This is a genomic window from Anaerocolumna sp. (assembly GCF_032079385.1).
GTDB lineage: Bacteria > Bacillota > Clostridia > Lachnospirales > Lachnospiraceae > Anaerocolumna.
Map to the genome: position 1 here is coordinate 21,879 of NZ_DAMAUC010000033.1, position 7,493 is coordinate 29,371.

Below are 7,493 nucleotides of genomic sequence, written 5' to 3' on the forward strand. Positions count from 1 at the left end.
TTTATCGTTTCATAATTAGGAAACAGGTATCAATGAAATATTATCAAAGAATACCTCTCCTCCTTGATTTTTATATACTGAAAGGTAAATTGTTGCTGTGGTATTATTGACTCCTGTGGTAAACGTAATTGAATCAATTGTCTTCGGAACATTGCCGCCATACTCTATGGTACTGCCACCATAATCTGAAACACCTAAATATCCGTATACATTTGCATCACATTGGACAATATCACCATTTAAACGATAGGTTGTATTGGGTTGTAAACCTGTAACTACCTGCCGAAGTAATCCTGTTACATCGGTAGAAACTATTTTCACTGCATTATTTCCATTGACTTCAATAACCGTGGCATTGATCGAATCCACCCATCCATTTAGACCAAAATCGAAGTTTGGATTTTGTACCAGATTTGTATCTGAGGACCGAAGGGTGATAGTCTGCACTCCACTCCAATTTCCTGTTGCTGTATTATTTTTTGCTCTCACTTTAAAGGAATACGTTCCTTCCATAAGATCTGATATGAGATATGGACTTGTAACATTTGAAAAAGTTACACCATCTCTATCGATATCATAGCCTGTAGCGCCCTCCACTGCTGTCCAACTTAAAGTAACTTGATTTCCGTCAGGAATTGCTGACAATACTGGTATTCCTAACTCATCCTCCGTTCCTCTCTCTCCTGTTAATAATATATTGTCAAAATACACCGATCCGTTCTGATTCTTATATACGGATAGATATATGGTTGCTGCGGTATTGGCAGCACCTGTACGGAAGGTAAATGGTGCTATCTGCTTCGCTATATTTCCTCCATGTTCTATTGGATTTCCTCCAAAATCAGTAACACCTAAATAGCCATATACATTAGTATCGCATTTGACAATATCGCCCGTTAGCGTGTAGGTAGTATTGGGCTGAAGTCCAGTTACCACCTGCTTTAATACACCCGTTAACTCAGTGGATGTAATCTTTGCTGCATTGTTTTCCCCTACTTGCTCTATTGATGCATTTACTCCATTTGGCCAACCAAAAAGGTCATCCTCAAAATTAGGATTTGTCAGCAAATTTTCACTATTGATACTGATTGTTGCTGTTCTTACGACGCTCCAGCTACTTGTACTATCTGTATTTTTAGCTCTTACTTTAAAAGCGTAAGTACCATTGTCAAGATTTGTTATTACATAAGGGCTGGTCACATCGGATGTTATTACTCCATTTTGATCTACATCATAAGCTTCAGCGCCTTCGACCATGTCCCAGGTTACTGTAATCTCTTTTTCATTTACAACTGTAACATTCAAATTTGCTGGTGGGTTCAGTCCCTCTACTGCATTTGTTAATGGGTATTCACTAATATCTGCAATATATGGATCTGCTAATCCGGTAACAAATCGATCACCGCTCTCATTAAATGGTGTGATTTTCACATAATCCACTTCAAAGACTGAGATATCAAAATCAGGAACTCCTGCCCACTCATTTGGAAACCAAGCTGCAATCCAAAACCTTCCCGAATTGGTAGGAATATTAGTATAACTTGTCTCGGTCAATACATCATCAAAGTAAAATTCTACCCGTGCCTGTTCATCCACATCGCCTGTATGCCAATCGAAGCGATAGGTATGCCAATTTCCATCATCTTGCGCTTGTACCAAACTGGTATAATTGGTGGTATATTCATCTTCATTTTCGCCCACCCAAGTGTTACATAATGCATAATCAAAGGATATATCTGTTTTTGCTCCAGATGGTCTTCCTGGCAATTCGATATCGATTTCATGATTTACTGCATAATAATCTTCTCCACCCACCGTTTTGTTTTGATATAATGGATGACCCGGATAATATTCTTTACTAAAATTCACTTCAATGGATTTAATGTAGGTATTGTATTAAAATTCTACATATAGCTGTAAAACTTTTCATATTAAGATGTACATTTTAATAAAATCGGAGTTGATACAATAGCTGGTTTTATGTTTATAATAAATTAATTTATGAAATTCAAAAATGCCGTTCATAAATCCACCCTAACCGGAAATATGAACGACATTGAGTTGTACGTTATTACAATATTTTTTTATTTGTCTATAGCCCCGTATAAATATCTTTTGGAAGATATGCTTTAATGTAAATGCCGTCTTCCTGATATTCTTCAGCTATAAGTTGTCCGTATTTTCTTACAATTTGGATTTTACCAGCATCGTTGTAGGAGAATACTTTTTCCATCAGGACTTTTCTGTCTCTTAATACTTCTTCGAAAAGCTCTAGTAATGTATCAATACCGGTATTTTGTTTCGCTGATATTTTGACGGTTTTATCTGCTCTAAAATCTTTCATTACCGGGTCAGAACCAAGTTTATCTTGCTTGTTGAAGGCGGTAATAATGGTTTTATCTTTTACGCCCAGGTTTTCCAGGGTTTCATAAACTACGTGCATTTGTTTGTAGGCAGCAGGATTGGAACTGTCTACCACATGAAGGATAATATCTGCATATTTAGCTTCTTCTAAGGTGCTTCGGAAGGCTTCAATTAGATGATGGGGTAATTTGCGGATAAAACCTACGGTGTCTGTTAGCAGCAGCTGCTGACCACTGGGTAGTTCAAGATTTCTTGTTGTTGGATCCAGGGTTGCAAATAATTTATCTTCTTCTAATACCCCTGCACTGGTTAGAAAATTTAATAGGGTAGATTTACCGGCGTTGGTATAACCTACTATAGCAACAATTGGAATTCCTCCTTTATTTCTTAAACCTCTTGCAATTTCTCTGGATTGCTGCATATCACTAAGCTCCCTTTTTAGTTGGGAGATTCGGTCACGAATTAATCTTCGGTCTACTTCCAGTTTCTTTTCACCGGGACCTTTGGTTCCGATACCGCCGCCTAGCCTTGACATTGAATTTCTCATTCCTACTAATCTTGTAGAGCGGTATTTTAATTGAGCTAATTCAACCTGTATCTTACCTTCCTTGGTAGTGGCACGCTGTGCAAATATATCCAATATAACTATGGTTCGATCCATAACTTTGGCTTGCAGAGCATCCTCCAGATTTTTTAGCTGCGCAGGGGATAGTTCGTCGTCGCATACAACACCTGTAGCCCCTAATTCATCTATTAAGATGCGTATTTCTTCAATTTTTCCTTTACCAATATAAGTTCCCGGATGAACACTTTCACGATTTTGAATGACTTTGGCTACTGTTACAGCTCCTGCTGTTTTAGCCAATTCCTCCAGTTCCTCTAAAGATTCTTCCGTATCATCCCCATCCTGTGTTGCAACCGCAACTAAGATTAAACGTTCTTCATTTTCCTTTATATCATACATTTCAGCCATATATAATCATGCTCCTTTCAATGTTTGGAGAACTTGCATGTAGCACAAATCTCCGGTTAAAGGAACTTCAATCTTCCCTTATCCATTATTATTTTTCATTTTTTATATTGCTTGCTTCTGGTAGTCGTGTTTTTAAAAATTCATATTCCTTTAGAGCTTCTTTATCTTCTGGATACAGATTTACATAGTTCTCCATAAGATGGTAAGCCTTAGCAAAATCACCTGTCTTTTCATAAGCGGCAATTTCATTTCTTTTCAATGGCTGTTCCAAGTTTTTATCTTGGTATTCCAATCCATTCTGAATATAAGTCAATGCTTCGCTATATCTTCCTAATTTTAAAAGACAAGCACCAATCTGATTATACACTAAGGCCGTCTTTGAAATATCTTCTGCTTCAATATATTTTTGATAATTAACAACAGCTTCTTTATAATCCTCTCTTCTTTCATAAATGTTGCCAAGATAGTAATAGGATTCTTCAAAACCACCTTCAAATGCCTTGCTGAATTCATTTATTGCCAAATCATACTCTTCCATGTAATAATGAACTTTTGCCAAATTAAACTTATCTTCTTCTGTTTCACCTTTTATGCTGGCAGCTTCTTTTAAAATAGTGTGTGCCTCTTCCTTTTTGTCAGCTTCCATAAGTAAAAAGTATTTTCCCAAATAGTGATTACAATTATTTTTCTTTAAAGAAATTGCTTTATCGTAATCTGCAAGCCCTTTATCGAATTCATGAAGTTTCCCATAAGCATATCCACGACTATTGTATGCAGTATCATCTGACGGACTATTCTCTATCAGTACGGTATATGTTTTAATTGCATCTTCGTAGAGACCTGACTTTTCCTCTGCACTTCCTTTGTAGTATAAGATGTCCTCATCTAAATTACTTAATTCATTAAGCGAAAGCGCTTTGTCAAATTGTTCAATTGCTTCTTTATATTGAAATAATTTAAAATAGGCAATCCCTTTTCCCCGGTATGCTAACTTGTTATTTTTGTTTACAATTACATTTTCTTTATCCAAAATTGCCTTATCAAAGTTTAGAATTGCCTCCTTATTCTCATTTAGCATGATTAAAGTCATTCCATAGTCAATATAATATTCCGCACAATCCTCCTTTAATGCTATCGCTTTGGAAAAATTAGAAGCTGCTTCTTTATAATTGCCATTGTCTATATATTTCAGTCCTTCTTTATATAATTTGTTGGCTGAATTCCCACTGCATCCGCTAAGTAAAATAACCATTGAAAATATCAATGCACCCTTTAATAAATTCTTTTTCATTTTTATACTCATTGCATATCACATCTGCAGATGCGATACAGCCACAAATAAATAGGTTGAAGGAATCACACCGTGGCATTCTTTCTATATTTATTTTCTTTCAACCTTATATTTCTTTCCACATTGCATACAAATATGGCGCTGCCTTTTAACCTTATGAAAGAGCAGTTTCCGCTTTATACTTGTATATTAGGCTTGCTGTATCAATCTTAAAAGAGAGTCTTTTCTTATAAGATAATATTTCTATTTCTCAAAACCTGGGAAAAATGAACATAGTAATATTATAGATTGTAGCCATTATAAATGCAAGACAAATAGAGTTATAGTCATAGTCTTTTCTCCCATTGTCTATTTCAATCATCTTAATATAAAATAATCTTCAAATCAAATAGGTTAACTTCATTATAAGAATGTCACAACATATGGTAAAGAATGATATTAATTTAGCAGGGCATAAAATGCTCTGCTAAATTGGTCTTCTTTTATTATGCAATATATAAAGATGCGAATTTCATCATTATAATTTATCGTTCTAACACATAGTAAGAATTATATTCTGTTCCATCTCCGCCAATTAGAAATTTATCGGTTGGTATAAAACCACAATTTTTTAATGCCTGTATACGTTCAATTGCAGTTGGAATTGCTTTCGTTGCAATTTTATCGCATTGGAAAAGCTCATACGTATCAGAAATGATAAGATTTAAAATATCTTCAATGATAGATTCTTTCTCATAATCACTTGCTAAATCCAAGCGGAGTAATCCCGTATTGGTAAAATAGTCATTTGCATCTCTATGGAAAAGTTCTATTGTACCAATTGCTACATTCGTACTTTTTTCAATAATACTCCATCTAACAAAATATTTTTCTTTATATGAATACAACCAGAATTCAATTGCTTTCTCCATTTTTTCAATAGTATCATAATAAAATGTATCTCCATGACAGTTATCGCTATTAAAAAAAGGAACCGCTTTTTTATCTGAATAAACCTTAAATAAACTATCAATATCATAATTTGATACCATTCTTAATAAAAAATTTTCATTTTCAAATTTTGGTACATTCTCATAAACATTAAGCATATCTTCTTCTCCTTTAAATATCTTTTCGATTAAATCTCAGTTTAGTTTGATTATCTGCCTAATATAGCAATTTCACCTAAAGATTGCCCTTTCTATCTATAGCACAAGAAACGCATACTTGTTCCTTTGATAGCTACTGTTGACATTTAAACTAATCCTTCCATGTTTTATGATTTATTATAGCATATAAATTGAAAACATACAAACAATTGTTCGAATCAGTACTGAAAGGTAACTTCTATTACATATGTTCATTTCAATGGTTTTGCTTTTAAAAAATAGTTGTCCACCTTCGGGAGTAAAATGCTGCTTTTTCCGGGTTTAATTCCCATTTTCCACTGTAGAAAAATCCACAGAGCAGTATGGCACTCTGTGGATTAAATTAAGATTTATTTAACTTCAATATTAACTTTTATGGTTTTTGTTTTTCTTGAATATAACTCTACTTTAAGTGTAACCGTTGCTTTTCCTTTCTTTACTGCTGTTATTGTACCATCTTTTGATACCTTCAAAACCTTTTTATTACTGGACTTATAGTTAATTACCACAGCTCCTTTAATACTTGGTACTGATTTATCAAAAAGGTTATTGGTCAGCGTTAAGGTATTTGGTATCTTTGGTGTTATCTCCAGCTTTTTACCCTTACTTATTGAATAAGAATTACGTGGTACTGTAATACGGCTTAATAGACTTAATTGTTCTTTAGCAGCTACCTTTTTAGATAATAATACATATTCTCCTCCTTCAAATACCGGTATCGTAGCATAACCCGCTTTATCTACTGCCAGCTTTGAGGTATAAGGAATTGTTTCATATTTATTCTTTTTATCATTATACTGATACAAGTAGAACTTTTTACCTGCTTTTAAGGTATTGGTATCTTTCACATAAATCTTTAATTGAGAAGATATTTTTATCTTGTTATCACCTATCTCTACAACTAAACCTTTTTGATTCTTATCCTTTAATGATATAGATTTATGTCCCTTTACATTACTAATTGTAAAAGATACTTTACTATCTTTTAGGTTTTTGGATGCCAGATCTAAGTCTTTCTTGCTAATCAGCCATTCGGCAACTTTCTTACCATTATGGTCTTTGATCTCTATCGATATATTACGTCCTTCTCTTTGTGCCGATTGCAGAAGCTTTTCTGATACTGTTATATTTACTTTTGTCAACTTGATATTTTCTTTATTATCAAGCTCATATTTTAGCACGGAACGCTCTATTACATTTCCTTTACTATCTAAAATAGTGTATTCCGTTGATTTTACAGATTCTTTGCTAATTAAATTCTTACTGATAGTTACTTTCGTAGTTGTTGTTTGTCCCGTTTTACTATTATATATTGTAGTAATCTTTGTATTGGTTGTAACATTATTTTTGCTTACTTCATTTTCCACAACTGTTGTACTATCTGGTTTCGTCTCTCCCGGCTTTGTTTCCCCTGGATTTGTTTCTCCCGAATCAGTTTCCCCTGGATTTGTTTCCCCCGGATTCGTTTCTCCCGGTTCGGTTTCTCCCGGATTCGTTTCCCCTGGTTTCGTTTCTCCCGGTTCGGTTTCTCCCGGTTCCGTTTCTCCTGGTTTCGTCTCTCCCGGTTCGGTTTCTCCCGGTTCCGTTTCTCCTGGTTTCGTCTCTCCCGGATTCGTTTCTCCTGGATCTGTTTCTCCTGGATCGGTCTCTCCTGGGTTCGTTTCTCCCGGATCAGTTTCTCCCGGATCGGTCTCTCCTGGGTTCGTTTCTCCCGGATCAGTTTCTCCCGGATCGGTCT

The 7,493-nt window shown here is 34.9% G+C and carries 4 protein-coding genes and 1 pseudogene; all 5 read right to left on the reverse strand.

What is annotated here, in order from left to right:
• Window positions 1-15 precede the first annotated feature (15 nt).
• Window positions 16-1,869 (reverse strand): hypothetical protein, encoded by a 1,854-nt coding sequence (locus RT261_RS18850; protein WP_313134673.1) that lies wholly within the window; start codon window positions 1,867-1,869, stop codon window positions 16-18.
• Window positions 1,870-2,092: 223 nt separating this feature from the next.
• Window positions 2,093-3,337, reverse strand: a complete 1,245-nt coding sequence (gene hflX, locus RT261_RS18855) for a GTPase HflX (RefSeq protein ID WP_313134674.1) — start codon at window positions 3,335-3,337, stop codon at window positions 2,093-2,095.
• A gap of 88 nt (window positions 3,338-3,425) precedes the next feature.
• The gene (locus RT261_RS18860) at window positions 3,426-4,628 is read right to left on the reverse strand and encodes a tetratricopeptide repeat protein (protein ID WP_313134675.1); all 1,203 of its coding nucleotides are present in this window, start codon (window positions 4,626-4,628) and stop codon (window positions 3,426-3,428) included.
• Between the two features lie 524 nt (window positions 4,629-5,152).
• Entirely contained in the window at window positions 5,153-5,716 is a 564-nt protein-coding gene (locus RT261_RS18865) for a GNAT family N-acetyltransferase (protein WP_313134676.1), read from the reverse strand.
• A 389-nt stretch (window positions 5,717-6,105) separates the two neighbouring features.
• Window positions 6,106-7,493 (reverse strand): annotated as a pseudogene (locus RT261_RS18870) (hypothetical protein); the annotation flags it as partial.